Origin of the sequence: Gibbsiella greigii (assembly GCF_039540155.1) — a bacterium.
Classification (GTDB): domain Bacteria; phylum Pseudomonadota; class Gammaproteobacteria; order Enterobacterales; family Enterobacteriaceae; genus Gibbsiella; species Gibbsiella quercinecans.
This window is the reverse complement of record NZ_BAABEM010000006.1, coordinates 127,557-147,879: the sequence shown is the minus strand read 5'-3', so window position 1 is coordinate 147,879 and position 20,323 is coordinate 127,557. Positions and strand designations below refer to the sequence as shown.

Genomic DNA, 20,323 nt, shown 5'->3' with positions numbered 1-20,323 from the left:
TTCATTGCCCCAATATGCAGGGCATAAAACACGGGGTTGGCAATGCCAACCCCGTGTTTTTTCTTGGCGATAAACCGGGCGCCCTACTGAGCGTTGCTTACTCCTCTTCGCCAATCGGCCAGGCAAAGGTCTGTGACGGCGTGATGATCTCCGGCAGCGGAATATCCCACTGTTCGATCGGTAACGCCGCCACCTGTTGGCAATCATGCGCCAGCCCAATCGGGTAGGGGCCGGTATGCCGCCAGTTTTGCAACGTGCGATCATAGAACCCGCCGCCCATGCCCAGCCGTTGCCCATGATCGTCAAAGGCGACCAGCGGCGTCAGCATCACATCTAATTGGCCGCGTGGCAAGACGGCGCGCACGTCCAGCGCGGGTTCCTGAATATTAAAGCGATTGCGCACCAGGGGGGTATCGGCTGCATAGTGCAGGAAGAGCAGGTTGCCCGGGCTGAATGGGTGCAGCACCGGCAGGTAAACCTGTTTGCCTAACCGCCACAGCGTTTCAATCAGCGGCCTGGTGTTCAGCTCACCGTCAAATGAAAGGAACGCGGCAACGCGCTGCGCGGCCTGAATACGTGGGTGCGCGGCAATGCGCTCGCTGGCACGCAATGCATCGGCGTGTTGTTGCTGCGCGGAGAGGGCTTTGCGGCGTTGGCGTATCTGGTTGCGGATGTGTTGCCGTTGTTCGGCGAATTTGGGCTGGAAAGACATAGTACAATCTGCGTAGGTGATGGGGGGGATGGCCCATAAACGCGGGAAGGGAATCTCCGAGATGCCGTCGCAGGCTGTAACCCTTGAACCCATGGTTCAAGGTGAACGTGCCGTCGCAATCTTAAGGCTTCTCGACAAGCGAGCATGCGCACCGATCACGGAGCAACACATTCTGTTTGTACTAAATATCGGCTCAGGGGACTGGCCCGCTGACGAACATCTCAGAGAAATTTTGTACTCATTGCTGAAGCGTTAACCTTCAGCAACTTATGTTATTCGAATTGTGCATCCTGACGTTCAGAGATGCGACCTTGTTCAAGCAATGCCTGTTCAATGGTCTGTTGCAGCATACGGATGCGTTGTTCCATATTGGCCGCATAGTCACGCGTTTTCAAGCGCTCTTGTGCAAGTTCATGGCAAACGTTCAACGCTGCGATGAAAACTAGCTGCTCAGTATTTGTGACTCTAGTGCGAACTTTAAGATCTTGCAACCGTTGGTTAAGATCGTCCGCCGCCATGTTCAACGCATCTTGCTGTTCTGGCGGGCAATTGACTCTTAACGAGCGGCCAAAAATTTGAATATCTACCGGTTGTGCAGACATGCCACCTTCCTGCCTAAATTTCGCGACTGCTTCAGCTTGCCATGCCGGGTTGCCAAAGCGGGCGCCACTATATATACCTCGATACCAAGATACAACCCCTTTTCAGTACTTGGTTGTAATCTACTGTGTATGGCGCGTGCCGTCAAAACGGGCTCTGCCATATTCCTTGCGCGTGCGTTAACAAACGCTCTTGCCGCCCGTTTAACGGTTGGTCAAAGGCTGGCCGATGTTGCGCCCGCCTGACACGCAGTGATTATAACGCGTTGCTGAAGGGGCGTGCTTATCTGGTATAACCACGGACCTTGGTGGTAGCATAACACGAACTTATCCTGCCAACGATGACGAATGCGCATGTCTACACAGAATACATTTCCAAGTTACCAGTCTTTGACCGCGGCCCTCAACCAGCAGGCCGTCGCACTCACCGCCGCCGAAATGCACGGTTTGATCAGCGGTATGCTGTGTGGCGGCAACCGCGACGCCAGTTGGCAGACGCTGATGCACGATCTGACCAATGAAGGGGTGGCTTTCCCTCTGGCGCTCAGCCAGCCGTTGCAGCAGTTGTATGACGCCACCCGGGATACGCTGGACGAGGACGAATTCATGTTCCAGTTGATGATGCCCGAAGGCGAAACGGTTAGCGTGTTCGAGCGTGCCGATGCGCTGGCCGGCTGGGTCAACCATTTCCTGCTGGGCCTGGGCATGATGCAGCCGAAACTGGCGCAGGTGAAGGATGACGTAGGCGAAGCGATCGACGATCTGCGCAACATTGCTCAACTGGGCTATGACGAAGACGAAGACCAGGAAGAGCTTGAACAGTCGCTGGAGGAAGTGGTGGAGTATGTCCGTGTGGCGGCACTCCTGTGCTATGGCGAGTTCGCCCGCCGGCAGCCGACGGCGCCGGAAGTGAAAAAGCCGACGCTGCACTAAGCGCTTTGGCACCGGCCATATTGCCGTATGCTTAGAAGATACCGGGCGGCATCGCAGGAAAGCTGTTACAGGAAAACTGATTTCAGGAGAAGGTCATGACTCAGCAGGAATTCCATAATCGCCGGCAGGCGTTATTAGCGAAAATGGCTCCGGCCAGCGCGGCGGTTATTTTTGCTGCGCCGGAAGCAACCCGCAACGCAGATTCAGAATATCCTTACCGCCAGAGCAGTGATTTCTGGTACCTGACCGGTTTCAATGAGCCGGAAGCGGTGCTGATCCTGGTAAAAAGCGATGAGACGCACAATCACAGCGTCTTGTTTAACCGGGTGCGCGATTTAACGGCCGAAATCTGGTTCGGCCGCCGCCTGGGGCAGGAGGCGGCGCCGGCCAGGCTGGGTGTGGACCGGGCCTTACCCTTCGATGAAATCAACGAACACCTGTACCTGTTGCTCAATGGGCTGAACGTGGTGTACCACGCGCAGGGGGAATACGCCTATGCGGACGCCATCTTGTATGGCGCGCTGGAAAAGCTGCGCAAGGGGTTCCGCCAAAATCTGCAGGCGCCGGCCACCGTGACCGATTGGCGCCCGTGGCTGCATGACATGCGTCTGTTTAAATCACCGGAAGAAATCGGCGTGATGCGCCGTGCCGGCGAAATCACCGCGCTGGCGCATACCCGTGCGATGGAAACCTGCCGCCCGGGGATGTTTGAGTACCAACTGGAAGCGGAGATCCACCACGAATTCGCGCGCCATGGCGCGCGCTATCCTTCCTATAACACGATTGTCGGCAGCGGCGAAAATGGCTGTATTTTGCACTACACCGAAAACGCCAGCCAAATGCGTGACGGCGATCTGGTGCTGATCGATGCCGGCTGTGAATACCAGGGCTATGCCGGCGATATCACCCGCACTTTCCCGGTGAACGGTACGTTTAGCGCGGCGCAGCGCGCGGTGTACGATATCGTGTTGGCTTCGCTGTACAAGGCGTTAGCGCTGTTCCGGCCTGGCACCAGCATTCGCGAAGTCACCGAGGACGTGGTGCGCGTGATGGTCAGCGGGCTGGTTAAGCTGGGTGTGATGCACGGCGAAGTTGAGCAACTGATTGCCGACCAGGCGCACCGCCAGTTCTTTATGCACGGCCTGAGCCATTGGCTGGGGCTGGATGTGCATGACGTCGGCCATTACGGCACGCCAAGCCGTGAGCGGCTGCTGGAGCCGGGAATGGTGCTGACGGTTGAGCCGGGGTTGTATATTGCGCCGAATGCCGACGTGCCGCCGGAATATCGCGGGATTGGCATCCGCATTGAGGATGATATTTTGATCACCGCCGACGGCAACGAAAACCTGACGGCTGGCGTAGTGAAAGACGCCGATGATATAGAAGCGCTGATGGCGGCGGCCAGGGCGGTTAAATAGCATGAGCGTCATTATTGTCGGCGGCGGCATGGCCGGCGCCACCCTGGCATTGGCCATCTCTACGTTGACCCACGGGAAAGTACTGGTTGATGTGATCGAAGCGGTGCGCCCGGGCGATCGCGCGCATCCGGGGTTTGATGCACGGGCGATCGCATTGGCGCAGGGCACTTGCCAACAGCTAAGCCACATTGGTGTTTGGCCGGCGCTGCGCGATTGCGCCACGGCGATAACCCATGTGCACGTCAGCGATCGCGGCCACGCTGTCTTTGTTAATATCCGGGCGCAGGATTACCAGGTTGACGCGCTTGGCCAGGTGATCGAGCTGCATGATGCCGGCCTGCGGCTGTTCAGCCTGTTGGCAAAGGCGCCGGGGGTAACGTTACATTGCCCGGCCAAAGTGATCGATGTGCAGCGCACCGCCGAGCGCGCCGAGGTGCTGTTGGATAATCACCAGCGCCTGAGCGGCCAACTGCTGGTGGCCGCGGATGGCTCACACTCCGCGCTGGCGCAGGCTTGCCATGTACAGTGGCAGCAAAAAGACTACCCGCAGTGCGCCATCATCGCCAATATCACGACGGCGGAAGATCCGCAGGGGCGGGCTTTTGAGCGCTTTACCGGCCAGGGGCCGCTGGCGCTGTTGCCGATGTCGCAAGGGCGCAGCTCCCTGGTGTGGTGCCATGCGCAGGCGGAGCAACAGCAGGTGGCTGGCTGGGATGACGAACGCTTTCTCAACGAACTGCAGCAGGCTTTCGGCTGGCGTCTGGGGCGTATGCTCAAAGCCGGCAAGCGCCACAGTTATCCCCTGCGGCTGCTGACGGCGCGGCAACATGTCAGCCACCGGCTGGCGCTGGTGGGCAATGCCGCCCAGACGCTGCACCCAATCGCCGGGCAGGGCTTCAACCTGGGCCTGAGGGATGTGATGTCGTTGGCGGAAACGCTGGCGGAAGGGGCGGTTCTGGGAGAAGATCTGGGCGCTTATCCTCTGTTGAGCCGCTACCAACAACGGCGGCAGAAAGATCAACAGGCGACGATCGGCGTGACCGATGGGCTGATCTCGCTGTTTGCCAACCGTTATGCGCCTTTGGTGGTTGGGCGCAATTTGGGCCTGATGGCGATGGAGCAACTGCCGCCGCTGCGTGATGCGTTTGCCAAACGCACGCTGGGCTGGGTTGAACGTTAAACGACGGTTTTATCGGGCGTGGCCTGGCGTTGCGCTTGGGGTTATCGGCGCACACCCTGTGGCGCGAACGGGGTCACTGAAAGGAATTTAAGCAGCATGCAATCATTTGACGTGGTTATCGCCGGTGGCGGTATGGTAGGGCTGGCCGTTGCCTGTGGTCTGCAAGGCAGCGGTTTGCGCGTGGCGGTGCTGGAACACCGCCAGCCGGAGCATACGCCGTTGCCGGCACAGCCGGCGCTGCGCGTTTCCGCCATCAATGCCGCCAGTGAACGCCTGCTGCAGCATATCGGCGTGTGGGACGAGATTGTGCAACTACGCGCCAGCGCATACCGCGCGATGGAAGTGTGGGATCGCGATAGCTTCGGCAAAATCGCTTTTCATGCGGACGAATGTGGCTTTAGCCATCTAGGCCATATTATTGAAAATGATGTCATTCAGCAGGCCCTGTGGAAAAAAGCGCAAACGCTCCCAGAGGTCACGTTACTGACGCCTGCGGCGCTCAAACAGGTAGCCTGGGGGGAAAATGACACCTTTATCACGCTGGAAGACGGCCAAATGTTGACTGCCCGGCTGGTGGTGGGCGCGGATGGCGCTAATTCCTGGCTGCGCCAGCATGCGGATATCCCATTGACCTTCTGGGATTACCGCCACAGCGCTTTAGTGGCGACCATCCGCACGGAACTCCCGCACCAGGCCACCGCCAGGCAGGTGTTCCATGGCGACGGTATCCTGGCATTCCTGCCGTTTGACGATCCTCATCTGTGCTCGATCGTCTGGTCTGTGGCGCCGGAGGAGGCTGAACGGCTGATGCAACTGGCGCCGGCGCATTTTAACCGCGAACTGGGCATGGTGTTTGATATGCGCCTTGGCCACTGCCAGTTGGAAAGCGAACGGCAGGTCTTCCCGTTGACCGGGCGCTATGCGCGCAGCTTTGCCGCCCACCGGCTGGCGCTGGTTGGCGATGCGGCGCACACCGTGCACCCGCTGGCAGGGCAGGGCGTCAATCTGGGCTTTATGGACGCCGCCGAACTGATCGCCGAGCTTAAACGCCTGCAGCGCCAGGGCAAGGACATTGGCCAGCACCTGTATCTGCGCCGCTATGAACGCCGCCGTAAACACGGTGCGGCGGTTATGCTGGCCAGCATGCAGGGCTTCCGCGAGCTGTTTGACGGCGTTAACCCGGCGAAAAAACTGCTGCGTGACGTTGGCCTGCGGCTGGCAGACACGCTGCCCGGCCTGAAGCCGAAGCTGGTGCGCCAGGCGATGGGGCTGAATGATTTGCCGGATTGGTTATCATAGCTCATTTCTGATAGTTTGCCCCGGCACGTCCGCTGCGATGCGCCGGGGTTTATCGTTTCTCCTTCCCTAATAGTCTCTAGTTATTCTGCATACGCGCCTGTGTTAGCGGCGAAGCCATAATTTTTTCTTATATCCCTCTTCATTTGAAATAATCTAATTTTTGCCCGATTTTACCATTACTTTTTCTAATCCTTATCGGAAAAGCCAAAAGTAGAAACTCCGCTGGTTTTTCCCTGTTGTCTCTACAAAATAATAATTTTGATATTTTTATTGTGGTTTTTATGTATTAAATCGCATTTTTTTAGTGAAAAAATCGGCAAGATGATCCGGCAATTCATTGCCCATCGGCTATGTTATGAATATTTTTACTTATGGTTAATGTGGGCGTTCGGTGCTAACGTCGAAGGAAAGGTATCGTTTGCGCCGCGGCGGCGGGCCGTATTTTCAGGTGGTTTTCTGCGCGGCATTTCTGTTTGGCGAGCCGGTGTGCGTACCTCATCGTTGGCGATTGATGAGCGGCGCGCATGCTATCTCCGGCAAAGAAAGAGGGAAAAGATGGCAAAGCAAACCCCGTTGTACGATCAGCATGTGGCATGCGGCGCGCGGATGGTGGATTTCCACGGTTGGATGATGCCGCTGCATTATGGTTCCCAGCTTGATGAGCACCGTGCGGTGCGCCAGGATGCGGGCATGTTTGATGTCTCACATATGACTATTGTGGATTTGCAAGGCGCCCGGACCCGCGAATTCCTGCGTTACCTGTTAGCCAATGATGTGGCCAAACTGACCCAACCCGGCAAGGCGTTGTATACCGGGATGTTGAATGCTTCGGGCGGCGTAATTGACGATCTGATCGTGTATTTCTTTAGCGAAGACAACTTCCGCCTGGTGGTGAACTCCGCCACCCGTGAAAAAGATCTGGCCTGGATTGAAGAGCACGCCGCACCTTATGGCGTTCAACTGACGGTGCGTGACGATCTGTCATTGATCGCAATCCAGGGGCCACAGGCGCAGGCGCGCGCCGCCACGCTGTTTACCGCCGAACAGCGACAGGCGGTGGCAGGCATGAAGCCGTTTTTTGGCGTGCAGGCCGGCGATCTGTTCATTGCGACCACCGGTTACACCGGTGAGGCCGGCTATGAAGTTGCCCTGCCAAACGCGCAGGCGGCTGATTTCTGGCAGCGACTGTTGGCGGCCGGGGTGAAACCGGCCGGGCTGGGCGCGCGCGATACGCTGCGTTTGGAAGCCGGCATGAACCTGTATGGCCAGGAGATGGACGAAGGCGTTTCGCCGTTGGCGGCCAATATGGGATGGACTATCGCCTGGGAGCCGCAGGATCGCCAGTTTATCGGCCGTGACGCGCTGGAGCAGCAGCGTAGCCGCGGCACGGAACAGTTGGTGGGTTTGATCATGACGGAAAAAGGCGTATTACGTAATGGGTTGCCGGTCAGCTTTACCGATGCCAGCGGCCAGGCGCAGCAAGGGGTGATCACCAGCGGTTCTTTCTCGCCCACCCTGGGCTTCAGTATTGCGCTGGCGCGGGTGCCGCAGGGGATCGGCGAACAGGCGATTGTGCAAATCCGTAATCGTGAAGTGCCGGTGAAGGTGACCAAACCCGGGGTCGTCCGCGCCGGTAAATCACTGATTAATTAATTTGTGTTGATGCGACACCCCTGGTTTTCGGGCCGCGGCCTGGAAGTTCGGGGGCGATAATTTCTTCGAAGGAGAAGCAGGCCATGAGCAATGTGCCAACAGAATTGAAGTATGCGGCATCCCACGAATGGGTGCGTGACGAGGGCAACGGTGAATATCTGGTGGGCATTACCGAGCATGCGCAGGAACTGCTGGGCGATATGGTATTTGTCGATCTGCCGGAAGTGGGCACCGTTGTCGCGGCCGGCGATGACTGCGCGGTGGCAGAATCGGTAAAGGCCGCTTCCGACATCTATGCCCCGCTGAGCGGTGAAATTATCGCCGTGAACGCGGCATTGGACGGTTCGCCGGAACTGGTGAACAGCGATCCTTACAGCGAAGGCTGGCTGTTTCGCATTAAAGCGAGCGACAGTGCCGAGCTGGATAAACTGCTGAACGCCGACGAGTATCAGGCCTCTATCGAAGAGTAAGCCTGCGCAGCAAGCCGCCATTCCCTCCCGCTCAGGGAGGGATACGGTGAACGTATGTCCCCCAGTCCCATGTTAGCACTCAGGAATTTGGAGCAATGACCCAGACACTCAGCCAACTTGAAAACAGCGACGCGTTCATCGAACGCCATATCGGCCCTTCAGCGCAACAGCAGCAACAGATGCTGGCAACGGTGGGCGCCAGCTCGCTTGGCGCGCTGATCCAGCAGATTGTACCGGCGGATATCCAACTGCCGGGGCCGCCGGCGGTAGGGGATGCAGCCACCGAGCATCAGGCGCTGGCGGAGCTGAAGGCGATGGCGGCGCTGAATCAGTGCTACAAATCCTATATCGGCATGGGCTACAGCGCAGTGCTGACGCCGCCGGTGATCCTGCGCAACATGCTGGAAAACCCGGGCTGGTACACGGCCTATACGCCGTATCAGCCGGAAGTGTCGCAGGGCCGCCTTGAGGCGCTGCTGAATTTCCAGACGCTGACGTTGGATCTGACCGGGCTGGATCTGGCCTCGGCCTCGTTGCTGGATGAAGCCACTGCCGCCGCCGAAGCGATGGCGCTGGCCAAACGTGCCAGCAAACTGAAAGACGCCAACCGCTTCTTCGTGGCGAACGATGTGCATCCGCAAACGCTGGATGTGGTGCGCACCCGTGCGCAAACCTTCGGCTTTGAAGTGATTGTCGATCGGGCGGAGAAGGTGCTGGATCTGCAGGGGGTGTTTGGCGTGCTGTTGCAGCAGGTGGGCAGCACCGGTGAAGTGCATGACTACAGCGCCCTGTTGGCCGAGCTGAAAAACCGCAAGATCGTTACCAGCGTGGCGGCGGATATCATGGCGTTGGTGTTGCTGGCCGCGCCGGGCAAACAAGGGGCGGATGTGGTATTCGGCTCCGCCCAACGCTTTGGCGTGCCGATGGGGTACGGCGGCCCGCACGCGGCATTTTTCGCCTGCCGCGATGAATTCAAACGCGCTATGCCGGGCCGCATTATCGGCGTTTCGCGCGATGCCGCGGGCAAGACCGCGCTGCGTATGGCGATGCAGACCCGTGAACAGCATATTCGCCGAGAGAAAGCCAACTCCAATATTTGTACCTCACAGGTGCTGTTGGCCAACATCGCCAGCCTGTACGCGGTATACCATGGGCCGCAGGGGCTGCAGCGTATCGCCGGGCGCATTCACCGCCTGACGGATATTTTGGCCGCCGGGTTACAGCAGGCGGGCCTGACGCTGCGCCACTCAACCTGGTTCGATACCCTGACGGTGGAAGTGAAAGACAAGGCCGCCGTGCTGGAGCGCGCATTGGGCTTTGGTATCAACCTGCGCACCGATATCCACGGCGCGGTCGGCATTACGCTGGATGAAGCCACCAGCCGCGAAGACGTGCAAACGCTGTTTGCGGTATTGGCCGGCGACGATCACGGGTTGGACATCGCCGCGCTGGATGCGCAAGTGAGCCAGAGCAGCGCGTCGATCCCGGCGGCGATGCGGCGTACGGATCCGATCCTGACCCATCCGGTGTTCAATCGCTATCACAGCGAAACCGAGATGATGCGCTATATGCACCGCCTTGAACGTAAGGATCTGGCGCTGAATCAGGCGATGATCCCGCTGGGCTCCTGCACCATGAAGCTCAACGCGGCGGCGGAAATGATCCCGATCACCTGGCCGGAATTTGCCGAGCTGCATCCGTTCTGCCCGCCGGAACAGGCGGTGGGGTATCAACAGATGATCGGCCAGCTTTCCCGTTGGCTGGTGCAATTGACCGGTTACGATGCGCTGTGCATGCAGCCCAACTCTGGCGCGCAGGGGGAATACGCCGGCCTGCTGTCGATTCGCCGCTATCACGAAAGCCGCAATGAGGGCGGGCGCCATGTCTGCCTGATCCCAAGCTCCGCGCATGGCACTAACCCGGCCTCTGCCCATATGGCGGGGATGAGCGTGGTGGTGGTGGCCTGCGATAAAAACGGCAATATCGATCTGCACGATCTGCGCGCCAAGGCGGAGCAGGCCGGGGATACGCTCTCCTGTATTATGGTGACCTACCCGTCGACGCACGGGGTTTATGAGGAAACCATTCGTGAAGTCTGCCAGATCGTTCATCAGTATGGCGGGCAGGTTTATCTGGACGGCGCCAATATGAACGCGCAGGTCGGCATTACCACGCCGGGCTATATCGGCGCGGATGTGTCGCACCTTAACCTGCACAAAACTTTTTGTATTCCGCACGGCGGCGGCGGCCCAGGCATGGGGCCGATTGGCGTGAAGGCGCATCTGGCGCCATTTGTGCCGGGCCACAGCGTGGTGCAGATTGAAGATCAGATCACCCAGCAGGGTGCCGTATCCGCCGCGCCGTTCGGCAGCGCGTCGATCCTGCCCATTAGCTGGATGTATATCCGCATGATGGGGGCGGAAGGGTTGAAGCAGGCCAGCCAGGTGGCGATCCTGAACGCCAACTATATCGCGACCCGCCTGAAAGCGGCTTATCCGGTGCTGTATACCGGGCGCGATCATCGGGTGGCGCACGAATGTATCCTGGATCTGCGGCCGCTGAAAGAGGCGAGCGGTATCAGTGAAATGGACATCGCCAAACGCCTGATCGATTACGGCTTCCATGCGCCGACCATGTCGTTCCCGGTTGCCGGTACCTTGATGGTTGAGCCTACCGAGTCTGAAAGCCAGGAGGAGTTGGATCGCTTTATTGACGCCATGCTGGCGATCCGTGGCGAAATCGAACGGGTTATCAGCGGCGAATGGCCGTTGGCCGACAATCCGCTGGTAAACGCGCCGCACGTCCAGGAAGAATTGGTCGGCGAGTGGCAGCATGCCTACAGCCGCGAACTGGCCGTGTTCCCGTCCGCCGCGGTGCGTGAGAATAAATACTGGCCGACCGTCAAGCGCCTGGATGACGTTTACGGCGACCGCAACCTGTTCTGTTCCTGCGCGCCAATCAGCGAATACTAAGCGGTAGGCAACGGTATGAAAGCAGCGCACATGCGCTGCTTTTTTATGGCGAAAACGCTTACTTCAACCAGCCTTTGCGCTGCGCTTCCTGCAGGTGTTGCAGCAGGTAGTGCCACAGTTCCGGGTAGGTTTCGCCGATCATGGCGTTGCGCGCCACTACCTGTTCCAGGCTGATGTTATTTTCCTCCCAGCTTTGGCCGCCATTGTGCAGGTTCATCAGCATCGGCATGGTGCGATCCAGCACCAGCGCGAAACGCGCATCGGGCGTTTCGTTATCTTCATATTCTTGCCATAAGGCGGTGAAATACTCACGCTGGGCTTCCGGCAAGATGCCGAACAAGCGGCGCGCCGCCGCGACTTCCTGATCGTGAATGGCCGCACGCGCCGCCAAATCGTAAACCAGCACGTCGCCGGCATCGATCTCGACGATATCGTGTAGCAACGCCATCTGGATCACGCGTTGGATATCCACGCCTTCACCGGCGTAGGGTGCCATGCTCATTGCGGCGACGGCGAAGTGCCAGCTATGTTCAGCGGAGTTTTCATGACGCTGGCTATCAAGCACTTTGGTGCGGCGTTGGACGCCTTTCAGCTTGTCGATTTCCATCAAAAACGCAACGGTTTGGGTCATGGAGCCAAAATCTAACGCGGGTACAGCGGATGACATGAGCAACCTCAGGGTGGAGTTATGAAAGGTGAACCCGGGAATTGTAGACCACTGCCGCGGGGATTTCGACGTTTACACCGGGGATACATTTTTTCACCGTTTTATTTTTGGCTTACACGTGTACACTGGAATTATTCTCAGTTAAGCTGTTTGCGGCAATTTCGAACAGTTATTGGCGTTTCAGAGGTATCCATGATGGTAAAAGCAGGTGTCGTAAAGGCCAGGGCAGAAAAGAATGTGGTTTCAGCCTATCCCTGGGCTGAGGAAATTGCGAACAGCATCAGCCATGGCATTGGTTTTATCTTTGGTATCGTGGGGCTGGTGATGCTGCTGGTGCAGGCGGTGAACAGCGGCGCGGGCGCCACGGCCATTACCAGCTACAGCCTGTATGGCGGCAGTATGATCCTGCTGTTCCTGGCTTCCACGTTGTATCACGCTATCCCACATCAGAAGGCCAAGCACTGGCTGAAGAAATTTGATCACTGCGCCATTTATCTACTGATTGCCGGCACCTATACGCCATTCCTGTTGGTCGGGCTGGATTCCGCGTTGGCGCGGGGCCTGATGGTGGTTATCTGGAGCATTGCGCTGTTCGGTGTGATTTTCAAACTGGCGTTTGCCCACCGCTTTGAGGTGCTTTCGTTGGTCACCTATCTGACCATGGGATGGCTGTCGTTGATCGTTATCTACCAGTTGGCAACCCGCTTGGACGCCGGCGGCGTCACGCTGCTGGCGGTCGGCGGCGTGGTGTATACGTTGGGTGTGATTTTCTATGCGTCGAAGCGTATTCGTTTCGGCCACGCCATTTGGCACGGCTTTGTACTGGGCGGCTGTTTTTGCCATTTCCTGGCGATTTATCTGTACGTCTAACCACCATTTCAGGGCCGCAGGCGCGCGGCCCTGGCTGATGATTACTCTTCCACCAGTGAATACGGCAGTGGCTTGATGGCCAACTGGCTGCCGGCATCGTCGCGCACGCGCAAAACGCTGTCCGGTGCGAGATCGTTATTTAGCACGGCCTGCACCCACAGCGTGCCGTCGGCAAGCTTGCTGGCCGCCAGCACGGTGCCGGTACGGCGCCAGTTTTCACCCAGCTTCAATTCCAGATCTTCCGCCGCCGCCGGCGTGCGGCCCGCTTGGCCGGCCAGCCAGTATAACGCGCGTTTATTGGCGCCGCGGAATTTTGCGCGGGCGACCATTTCCTGCCCGGTGTAGCAGCCCTTGCTGAAGCTGATGCCGCCGGCCAGCGCCTGCAGGTTGGTAGCCTGCGGGATGAGCTGTTCGCAGTTTGGCGCGTCGATGATCGGGTAACCGGCTTCGATATCCAGCGTTAGCCATTGCTGGCTGTCATTCAGTTCGGCCTGCTCGTGCAGTTTGGCAACCAACTGCTCGGCGGTTGCCGTGCGGGTGACCAATAAAAAGCGCTCGGCCGGCAATGCGAAGTGCAGCAGCGTGGTTTCGCCTTCCTGCACCACTTGGTTCTGGGCATCCGGCAGCGTTGTGAAGACGCTGGCCAACGCCGCCCGCGCCTGGAAGCCGGCGATCCCCAACAGCACGGCATCGTTATCCGCCGCAATGGTTACTTTGGAAAACACCGCGTATTTTTTGATTTCCGCCAGCTGGTTTTCCAGCACGCTGCGGCGCACCAGATAGTTGAACCCTTCATCGCGGCGGAACAAGCGCAGGTTGCTCCACATTTTGCCTTTGGCGTCGCAATGGCCGCACAATACGTGCTGGGCGGTGAGCTTATCGATATCGGCCGTTACCTGGCCCTGAAGGTATTTTTCGGTATCGGGCCCGTTCAGCGCCACCAGCGCCCAATCTTCCAGCGAGATCAGAGTCAGGGGCAAATGGGTGGATGCAGAGGGCTGAAGGGGCGGAAAGGGGATATTGAACGCCATAAATATGTACCTGCTTAACGTTGCGCCGAAAGTATTGCCACCATGGTAAGAGAGGGAGCAGCCTTTGCAAACAGTTATTCGGCGACTGCGCTTTTTTTGCCATTTTTTTCTTTTGCCGCAGAAGCGCCTTCCCGCCGAGTATGTCAAATTGTTACTCTATACTGTACGCATGCAGTTTTGGCCCCGAGGCCCGACAATGGTTGTTTTAGGGAATTATCTTACACAAGCGTTGCCTTACAGAATGTCGTTTGAGTACAGCCCCGCTGAAAGAGGTGAGTTATAACAACATGGACATTAATAATAAAGCACGTATTCATTGGGCATGCCGCCGTGGGATGCGTGAGCTGGATATATCGATCATGCCGTTTTTCGAATACGAATACGACACGTTGAGCGATGCGGACAAGGCGCTCTTTATCCGCCTGCTTGAGAGTGATGATCCCGATCTGTTTAACTGGTTGATGAATCATGGCGCTCCGCAGGATGCTGAACTGCAGAGGATGGTGAGATTGATCCAGACGCGAAATAAAGACCGTGGCCCAGTGGCGATGTGATGTCCGTATCTCCTGGCGCACCCAGTTACTTTCGCTGCTGTTGCACGGTGCTCTTATCCTGCTGATTTTGGGTTCGCCCTGGCCGGATGGTTATGGCGCAGTCTGGCTGGCGTTGCTGACGCTGGTGGTCTTCGAATGTATTCGCAGCCAGCGGCGCATCGCGCTATGCCGTGGTGAACTGCGTCTGCAGGCCGATCGGCACGTCAGTTGGCACGGCAAGGAGTGGCTGTTGGTGAAGAAACCCTGGTTGCAGCCCTATGGGGTTATGCTGTCGCTGCGCCAGGTTCAGGGGAAAAAGCGCCGCCGTTTGTGGCTGGCTTCCGACAGTATGGATAAAGCGGAGTGGCGCCAACTGCGCCAGCGGTTAAATTTCCCGCCGGCCGGGGACGGCAAAGATCAATGGCGCAGCTAACCGGCGGCCGCGCCGCTGTGATTACAGCAAGGGCTCCATTTCCAGCAGGATTTGTTCGCACCACTGCTGCAGGCGCTCTTCGCTTAACTCGTATTGATTGACCTCGTCCAGCGCCAGGCCGACGAAATGTTGGCCGTCGGCGCTGAGCGGTTTCGGACTGGTAAACTCATAGCCTTCCGTCGGCCAAAAACCGATAAACTGCACGCCGCGCGGCGCCAGTTGGTCGTGCAGCATGCCAAGCGCATCCAGGAACCATTCGCCGTAGCCAAGCTGATCCCCCATGCCGTACAACGCCACGATTTTACCTTTCAGATCGAGCGACGCCAATTGCGACCAGATGGCCTCCCAGTCTTCCTGCAGTTCGCCGAAGTCCCAGGTGGGGATACCGAGGATCAGTACCGCGTAATCTTCCATCAGCTTCGGGGACTCGTCTTTCAGATTGTGCAGATCGACCAGGTCTTCACCCAGAATCTCACGGATTTTTTCCGCCGCCATTTCGGTGTAACAGGTGCTGGAGCCGTAAAATAAACCAATCTTCATCTTTAAACCGTTTTGTACTCTTCGTGGAATTGCAACGAGTGTACCATAAGGCATAATGCCGGGGTGTCATGGATACGAACCGAAGCCGGCGGGCGGCGTGAACAGGCCGCAGCGTGTGGCTTCTAAGAGAGGTGAGCTTGCAACAGCAAGAAAGCGCGCTGATAGAGCAATTTCTGGATGCGTTATGGCTTGAGCGCAATCTGGCGGAAAACACGCTGGCCTCTTATCGGTTGGATTTGCAGGCGCTGGCCGGTTGGCTGGCGCAGAATAACAGCAGTCTGCTACGGGCGCAGGCGGTGGATTTGCAGGCCTTCCTCGCCGATCGCATTGAGGGCGGTTATAAGGCCACCAGCTCCGCGCGCCTGTTGAGCGCCATGCGGCGCCTGTTCCAATACCTTTACCGCGAAAAGCAGCGTGTTGACGATCCTACCGCGCAGTTGGCTTCGCCGAAGCTGCCCCAGCGGCTGCCGAAAGATCTGAGTGAAGCGCAGGTCGAGGCGCTGTTGCAAGCGCCTTGTATCGATCAGCCGCTGGAGCTGCGCGACAAAGCTATGCTGGAGGTGTTATACGCCACCGGCCTGCGCGTATCCGAACTGGTGGGGTTGGCTATCAGCGATGTCAGCCTGCGTCAGGGCGTGGTGCGCGTGATCGGCAAGGGCAATAAGGAACGGCTGGTGCCGCTGGGGGAAGAGGCGGTGTACTGGGTTGAGTATTATCTTGAGCACGGCCGCCCGTGGCTGGTGAACGGGCAGGCGCTGGACGTGATGTTCCCGAGCCAGCGCTGCCAGCAGATGACCCGGCAGACGTTCTGGCATCGCATCAAACACTATGCGATCCTTGCCGGCATTGACAGCGAACGCCTGTCGCCGCATGTGCTGCGCCACGCATTTGCGACGCACCTGCTGAACCACGGGGCGGATCTCCGTGTCGTACAGATGTTATTAGGGCATAGCGATCTCTCAACCACGCAAATTTATACGCATGTAGCGACTGAACGGCTGAAACAGCTACATCAACAGCATCACCCGCGTGCCTGATGCACGGGGTTTAAAAGGATTAAAGGATGAAAAAAGGTTTAATGCTGCTCTCTGCGCTGATGGCTTCGCTCATCGGCAGCGCCCACGCTGACGACGCGGCGATCCAAAAGGCGCTTGGCGGGCTGGGCATCCAGCAGGCAGACGTGCAGCCATCGCCAGTCGCCGGTTTGAAAACCGTGCTGACCGAAAGCGGCGTGCTGTACGTTTCTGAAGACGGCAAACACATTTTGCAGGGGCCGCTGTACGACGTGAGCGGCGGCGAACCCGTGAACGTGACCAACAAACTGCTGAGCGCCCGGCTGGATGCGCTGCAGGATCAGATGATCGTTTACAAGGCCCCGCAGGAAAAACAGGTGATCACTGTGTTTACCGACATCACCTGCGGCTATTGCCACAAACTGCACCAGCAGATGAAAGAATATAACGCGCAGGGGATTACCGTGCGCTATCTGGCGTTCCCGCGCCAGGGGCTGAATTCCGAGGCGGAAAAAAACATGCAGTCCATCTGGTGCACCGCCGACAAGGCCAAGGCCTTTGACGCCGCCATGAAGGGCGATGCTATCTCGCCGGCCACTTGTAAAACCGACATCAGCAAGCACTATGCGCTCGGCGTGCAGTTCGGCATCCAGGGCACACCAGCGATCATTTTGCAAAACGGTATGATGATCCCGGGTTACCAGGGGCCAAAAGAGCTGGCCGCTATACTGAATGCGCATCAGGCCGCCATGAAAACCGGTGGTTGATCGCCGGTGATAATCAAAACCCAATTACGCCGCCGTGAGGCGGTGGATGACAGCACGTTGCCCGCCAGCCTGCACCCGTTGCTGCGCCGTTTGTACGCGCTGCGCGGCGTGAAAGGCGAGCAGGAATTGGAGCGCAGCGTTAAAGGCATGCTGCCGTGGCAGCAGTTGGACGGCATCGACGCCGCGGTCGATTTGCTGCAACAGGCGCTGGCCGATCGCCGCCGCATTATGGTGGTGGGCGATTTTGACGCCGATGGTGCTACCAGCACGGCGCTGACGGTGCTGGCGCTGCGCAGTATGGGCGGCGGCGACGTTAATTATTTGGTGCCGAACCGTTTTGATGACGGCTACGGGCTAAGCCCGGAAGTGGTTGAACAGGCGTACGCGCGCGGCGCCGAACTGATCGTCACCGTCGATAACGGCATTTCCTCCCATGCCGGGGTAGAGGTGGCGCACGCCAAAGGGATGCAGGTGCTGGTGACCGATCACCACCTGCCAGGCGACACGCTGCCGGCGGCGGAGGCGATCATCAATCCGAACCTGCACGGCTGCGCGTTCCCCTCGAAGGCGTTGGCCGGCGTTGGTGTGGCGTTTTATCTGATGCTGGCGCTGCGCGCCCGGCTGCGTGACAGCGGCTGGTTTGAACAGCGCGGGTTGGCGATGCCGAACCTGGCGGATCTGCTCGATCTGGTGGCGTTGGGCACGGTGGCGGATGTGGTGCCGCTTGATGCCAATAACCGCATTCTGGTGTATCAGGGGCTGAACCGCATTCGCGCCGGCAAGTGCCGCCCTGGTATCCGGGCGCTGCTGGAAGTGGCGAACCGCGATGCGCGCCAACTGGTTGCAAGCGATTTGGGGTTTGCCCTTGGGCCGCGCCTGAATGCCGCCGGGCGGTTGGATGATATGTCGATCGGTGTGGCGTTGCTGTTAAGCGACGACATTGCGCAAGCGCGGATGCTGGCCAACGATCTGGATGCGCTTAACCAGACGCGGCGCGAGATTGAGCAAGGTATGCAACTGGAAGCGCTACAGCTGTGCGATCAGTTGGAGCGCAGCAGCACGGCGTTGCCTTGCGGGCTGGCGATGTATCACCCGGAATGGCACCAGGGCGTGGTGGGGATTTTGGCTTCGCGCATTAAAGAACGCTTCCACCGGCCGGTGATCGCGTTTGCCCCGGCGGGGGAAGGCATCCTGAAAGGCTCCGGGCGGTCGGTTGCCGGGCTGCACATGCGCGATGCGCTGGAACGGCTGGATACGCTGCACCCGGGCCTGATGATGAAGTTCGGCGGCCACGCGATGGCGGCGGGGCTTTCGCTGGAGGCGGCGCGCTTTGACGAATTTCGCCAGCGTTTTGGCGAACTGGTCGGGGAGTGGCTTGATCCGGCGCTGCTGGAGGGCGTTGTCTGGTCTGACGGCGAGCTGAGCCAGCAAGAGCTGACGCTGGAAATGGCCGAGCTGTTACGCAGCGGCGGCCCGTGGGGGCAAGCCTTCCCGGAGCCGACGTTTGACGGCCGGTTCCGTATCCTGCAGCAGCGGCTGGTGGGCGAGAAACACCTGAAGCTGATGGTGGAGCCGCTGGGCGGCGGCCCCTTGCTCGACGGCATTGCCTTTAATATCGATACCAGCCAGTGGCCGGACAACAGCGTGCGCGAAGTGGAGCTGGCTTACCGGTTGGATGTTAATGAATTCCGCGGCAACCGCAGTGTGCAACTGCTGATCCAGCACCTGTGGCCATATTGAGCGTGGCCACGGGTGTGTTGCAGCACGCTATCTCCGGCGCTGCAAGGCCATAAGAAGGGCGCCGCCCGGCGCCCTTGCCATCACCACGAAAAAAACGCCTGCTTGCGATACCCAACATAATTCAAGTTGCGGTTAATACACCTGCAACTTGAAGTATGACGGGTATATAAACTGGCGCCCAGATCCGCTAGAATTACCGGCTCTATGCCCAATATTTCAAATTGCAGGCAGGCGGCAAACGAAAGATAAATTTGCCGGGAGCAGTTTTGAACGCAGTTGGCGGCGGCCCGGTAGGGGCGAAGAAGAAAGCCAATATGCCTGCAACTTGAAACATGATGGGGATATGGCATCCCGCCACCGACGACATCTAACGTAAGAACGTAAAAAACCATGTTTGAAATTAATCCGGTAAAAAACCGAATTCAGGACCTGTCTGAGCGGACGGCCGTTCTTAGGGGGTATCTTTGACTATGATGCCAAGCAGGAACGCCTTGAAGAAGTAAACGCCGAGCTGGAACAGCCGGACGTTTGGAACGAACCTGAGCGTGCACAGGCGCTGGGGAAAGAGCGTTCCGCACTGGAAGCGATTGTTGAAACCATCGATAGCCTGACTCAGGGCGCGGAAGACGTCACCGGCCTGCTGGAGCTGGCGGTAGAGGCTGATGATGAAGAAACCTTCAACGAAGCCGTGGCCGAGTTGGATCAACTGATCGCTAACCTTGAGAAACTTGAGTTCCGCCGCATGTTTTCCGGCGAGTACGACAGCGCGGATTGCTACCTGGATATCCAGGCCGGCTCCGGCGGCACCGAAGCCCAAGACTGGGCCAGCATGCTGCTGCGCATGTACCTGCGCTGGGCGGAATCCAAGGGCTTTAAAACCGAAGTTATCGAAGAATCCGATGGCGAAGTCGCCGGCCTGAAATCCGCCACCATCAAGATTATGGGCGATTACGCGTTTGGTTGGTTGCGTACCGAAACCGGCGTTCACCGCCTGGTGCGCAAAAGCCCGTTCGATTCCGGCGGCCGCCGCCACACCTCATTCAGTTCGGTGTTTGTTTACCCGGAAGTGGATGACGATATTGATATCGATATCAACCCGGCAGATCTGCGTATCGACGTTTACCGCGCTTCCGGCGCCGGTGGGCAGCACGTTAACAAAACCGAATCTGCGGTGCGTATTACCCACTTGCCAACCAATATCGTGGTGCAATGTCAGAACGACCGTTCTCAGCATAAAAATAAGGATCAAGCCTTCAAACAGCTGCGTGCCAAGCTGTATGAGTTTGAGATGCAAAAGAAAAATGCTGATAAACAGGCGCTGGAAGACAACAAATCCGATATCGGCTGGGGGAGCCAGATCCGCTCTTACGTGCTGGACGACTCCCGCATCAAGGATTTGCGCACCAACGTTGAAACGCGTAACACTCAGGCCGTACTTGATGGCGACCTGGATAAATTCATTGAGGCAAGTTTGAAAGCCGGGTTATGAGGAA

General features: G+C 58.2%; 19 protein-coding genes and 1 other RNA gene. 14 read left to right on the top strand and 6 right to left on the bottom strand.

The window, feature by feature from the left end:
- Positions 1 to 97: 97 nt before the first annotated feature.
- The 3 genes from AC559G_RS03955 to zapA all read right to left on the bottom strand — a co-directional run bounded on the left by AC559G_RS03955 (position 98) and on the right by zapA (position 1,314).
- Positions 98 to 712 (bottom strand): 5-formyltetrahydrofolate cyclo-ligase family protein, encoded by a 615-nt coding sequence (locus AC559G_RS03955; protein ID WP_498911466.1) that lies wholly within the window; start codon positions 710 to 712, stop codon positions 98 to 100.
- A 49-nt stretch (positions 713 to 761) separates the two neighbouring features.
- Positions 762 to 943: non-coding RNA, 6S RNA (gene ssrS, locus AC559G_RS03950), on the bottom strand.
- A 41-nt stretch (positions 944 to 984) separates the two neighbouring features.
- Positions 985 to 1,314 carry a cell division protein ZapA gene (gene zapA, locus AC559G_RS03945; protein ID WP_095847340.1) on the bottom strand — a complete coding sequence of 110 codons (330 nt, stop codon included), beginning with the start codon at positions 1,312 to 1,314 and terminating at the stop codon, positions 985 to 987.
- A 351-nt stretch (positions 1,315 to 1,665) separates the two neighbouring features.
- Between zapA and AC559G_RS03940 the strand changes: the two genes are divergently transcribed.
- From AC559G_RS03940 to gcvP, 7 genes are all read left to right on the top strand, one after another.
- Positions 1,666 to 2,244 (top strand): YecA/YgfB family protein, encoded by a 579-nt coding sequence (locus AC559G_RS03940; RefSeq protein WP_438597651.1) that lies wholly within the window; start codon positions 1,666 to 1,668, stop codon positions 2,242 to 2,244.
- A 95-nt stretch (positions 2,245 to 2,339) separates the two neighbouring features.
- Positions 2,340 to 3,662 (top strand): Xaa-Pro aminopeptidase, encoded by a 1,323-nt coding sequence (gene pepP, locus AC559G_RS03935; protein WP_498911463.1) that lies wholly within the window; start codon positions 2,340 to 2,342, stop codon positions 3,660 to 3,662.
- A gap of 1 nt (position 3,663) precedes the next feature.
- Complete coding sequence (ubiH, locus tag AC559G_RS03930) at positions 3,664 to 4,842, top strand: 2-octaprenyl-6-methoxyphenyl hydroxylase (protein WP_498911461.1); 1,179 nt, start codon at positions 3,664 to 3,666, stop codon at positions 4,840 to 4,842.
- Positions 4,843 to 4,938: 96 nt separating this feature from the next.
- Positions 4,939 to 6,141 carry a 2-octaprenylphenol hydroxylase gene (ubiI, locus tag AC559G_RS03925; protein ID WP_498911459.1) on the top strand — a complete coding sequence of 401 codons (1,203 nt, stop codon included), beginning with the start codon at positions 4,939 to 4,941 and terminating at the stop codon, positions 6,139 to 6,141.
- Positions 6,142 to 6,696: 555 nt separating this feature from the next.
- Positions 6,697 to 7,794 carry a glycine cleavage system aminomethyltransferase GcvT gene (gene gcvT, locus AC559G_RS03920; RefSeq protein WP_498911457.1) on the top strand — a complete coding sequence of 366 codons (1,098 nt, stop codon included), beginning with the start codon at positions 6,697 to 6,699 and terminating at the stop codon, positions 7,792 to 7,794.
- Between the two features lie 83 nt (positions 7,795 to 7,877).
- Positions 7,878 to 8,264 carry a glycine cleavage system protein GcvH gene (gcvH, locus tag AC559G_RS03915; protein WP_121555189.1) on the top strand — a complete coding sequence of 129 codons (387 nt, stop codon included), beginning with the start codon at positions 7,878 to 7,880 and terminating at the stop codon, positions 8,262 to 8,264.
- A 95-nt stretch (positions 8,265 to 8,359) separates the two neighbouring features.
- Complete coding sequence (gene gcvP, locus AC559G_RS03910; RefSeq protein WP_498911455.1) at positions 8,360 to 11,236, top strand: aminomethyl-transferring glycine dehydrogenase; 2,877 nt, start codon at positions 8,360 to 8,362, stop codon at positions 11,234 to 11,236.
- A gap of 58 nt (positions 11,237 to 11,294) precedes the next feature.
- On the opposite strand, the gene AC559G_RS03905 is transcribed toward gcvP, so the two are convergent.
- On the bottom strand, positions 11,295 to 11,903 hold the full coding sequence (locus tag AC559G_RS03905; protein WP_498911453.1) for an HD domain-containing protein: 609 nt from the start codon (positions 11,901 to 11,903) through the stop codon (positions 11,295 to 11,297).
- 195 nt (positions 11,904 to 12,098) lie between these two features.
- Between AC559G_RS03905 and trhA the strand changes: the two genes are divergently transcribed.
- The gene (trhA, locus tag AC559G_RS03900) at positions 12,099 to 12,773 is read left to right on the top strand and encodes a PAQR family membrane homeostasis protein TrhA (protein WP_462616355.1); all 675 of its coding nucleotides are present in this window, start codon (positions 12,099 to 12,101) and stop codon (positions 12,771 to 12,773) included.
- A gap of 41 nt (positions 12,774 to 12,814) precedes the next feature.
- Here the strand turns inward: trhA and ygfZ are convergent, their stop codons facing one another.
- Positions 12,815 to 13,804: a tRNA-modifying protein YgfZ gene (gene ygfZ, locus AC559G_RS03895; protein WP_498911451.1), complete on the bottom strand. Its 990-nt coding sequence runs from the start codon at positions 13,802 to 13,804 to the stop codon at positions 12,815 to 12,817.
- A gap of 287 nt (positions 13,805 to 14,091) precedes the next feature.
- On the opposite strand from ygfZ, the gene sdhE reads away from it, so the two are divergent.
- Together sdhE and AC559G_RS03885 are read left to right on the top strand one after the other, a co-directional pair.
- Positions 14,092 to 14,358 carry an FAD assembly factor SdhE gene (gene sdhE, locus AC559G_RS03890; RefSeq protein ID WP_095849067.1) on the top strand — a complete coding sequence of 89 codons (267 nt, stop codon included), beginning with the start codon at positions 14,092 to 14,094 and terminating at the stop codon, positions 14,356 to 14,358.
- The gene (locus tag AC559G_RS03885; RefSeq protein WP_498911448.1) at positions 14,339 to 14,770 is read left to right on the top strand and encodes a protein YgfX; all 432 of its coding nucleotides are present in this window, start codon (positions 14,339 to 14,341) and stop codon (positions 14,768 to 14,770) included. The genes sdhE and AC559G_RS03885 overlap by 20 nt, the downstream gene beginning before the upstream one ends.
- Before the next feature lie 21 nt (positions 14,771 to 14,791).
- Here the strand turns inward: AC559G_RS03885 and fldB are convergent, their stop codons facing one another.
- Positions 14,792 to 15,310 (bottom strand): flavodoxin FldB, encoded by a 519-nt coding sequence (gene fldB / locus AC559G_RS03880; RefSeq protein ID WP_498911446.1) that lies wholly within the window; start codon positions 15,308 to 15,310, stop codon positions 14,792 to 14,794.
- Between the two features lie 137 nt (positions 15,311 to 15,447).
- Between fldB and xerD the strand changes: the two genes are divergently transcribed.
- The 4 genes from xerD to prfB all read left to right on the top strand — a co-directional run bounded on the left by xerD (position 15,448) and on the right by prfB (position 20,319).
- Positions 15,448 to 16,347, top strand: a complete 900-nt coding sequence (xerD, locus tag AC559G_RS03875; RefSeq protein WP_438599391.1) for a site-specific tyrosine recombinase XerD — start codon at positions 15,448 to 15,450, stop codon at positions 16,345 to 16,347.
- A 26-nt stretch (positions 16,348 to 16,373) separates the two neighbouring features.
- Positions 16,374 to 17,090 carry a bifunctional protein-disulfide isomerase/oxidoreductase DsbC gene (dsbC, locus tag AC559G_RS03870; RefSeq protein ID WP_498911444.1) on the top strand — a complete coding sequence of 239 codons (717 nt, stop codon included), beginning with the start codon at positions 16,374 to 16,376 and terminating at the stop codon, positions 17,088 to 17,090.
- A gap of 6 nt (positions 17,091 to 17,096) precedes the next feature.
- Positions 17,097 to 18,830 (top strand): single-stranded-DNA-specific exonuclease RecJ, encoded by a 1,734-nt coding sequence (gene recJ / locus AC559G_RS03865; protein WP_498911442.1) that lies wholly within the window; start codon positions 17,097 to 17,099, stop codon positions 18,828 to 18,830.
- Between the two features lie 390 nt (positions 18,831 to 19,220).
- Positions 19,221 to 20,319 (top strand): peptide chain release factor 2 gene (gene prfB, locus AC559G_RS03860; protein ID WP_438599388.1). Its coding sequence is split into 2 segments (ribosomal slippage): positions 19,221 to 19,295 and positions 19,297 to 20,319, totalling 1,098 coding nucleotides; the frame shifts between segments, so codons are not numbered across the junction.
- The last annotated feature ends 4 nt before the right edge of the window (positions 20,320 to 20,323 follow it).